This window comes from Corallococcus sp. CA041A, from assembly GCF_003612075.1.
Taxonomy (GTDB): domain Bacteria; phylum Myxococcota; class Myxococcia; order Myxococcales; family Myxococcaceae; genus Corallococcus; species Corallococcus exiguus.
In genome coordinates, this window is the sequence record NZ_RAWF01000578.1 from 1 (window position 1) to 775 (window position 775).

The window sequence follows — 775 nt, forward strand, 5'->3', positions numbered from 1 at the left end:
CTTGGGGACCTTGGGACGGGGCGTGGAGCCCAGGATGTCCTCCAGCACCTCCGCGCCGTCAGCGGACGCGTCGCCATCATGCGGAGGGGGCGGCGGCAGGATGTCCGGCGAATCGTCCTCGTCCATGTCCATCGGTTCAGCCTCCACGATGTCCAGGGGCTCACCCCGGCCGCGCGCGAGCGCCTGCTCCAGGTCGTCCGGCGCTACGACGAACACCTTGAGCGGCTTGCGCAGTTGGAAGCGCAGCTCGTCCACCAGCATCAGGTTGCCCGGGTCTTCCACCGCGACGTGGATCTTCTCGCTGCGGCCGTCCTGCTCCGCCGCGAAGAGGAGCACCCGGTGCTCGGTCTGGAAGTCCATGGACACCAGCGAGGACACCGCATGCGGGATGTACTCGGGGATCTCCACGAACGGCAGCTCGTGCTGCGCCGCCAGCGCCCGCGCGATGTCCCGGCCCGTGCACAGGCCCATGGACACCAGCACCTCACCCAGCTTGCGGCCCTGGCCGCGCCGTCCGGACGCGAGGGCCTGCTTCACCTGCTCGTCCGTCACCACTCCGGCCTGGACGAGGAGTTCACCAATCTTCTTGCGCATGGCCGGGGGCTACCGCTTGACCTTGGCGAGGTATTCCTCGCGGGAGAAAACGCCCTTCTCGATGAGCAGCTCGACCATGGCCTTCAGCGCCGCGACCTCCTTGCGCTGGACATCCTCCACGCTCTTGAGCAGCTCCGAGGGGCTGCCTGAGGCCGCGCGAGGTGCCTCCGGTGGGGGGGCC

The 775-nt window shown here is 69.0% G+C and carries 1 pseudogene; it reads right to left on the reverse strand.

Going from position 1 to position 775, the window contains the following annotated elements:
- Window positions 1-594 (reverse strand): annotated as a pseudogene (locus D7V77_RS42285) (hypothetical protein); the annotation flags it as partial.
- Between the last annotated feature and the right edge of the window lie 181 nt (window positions 595-775).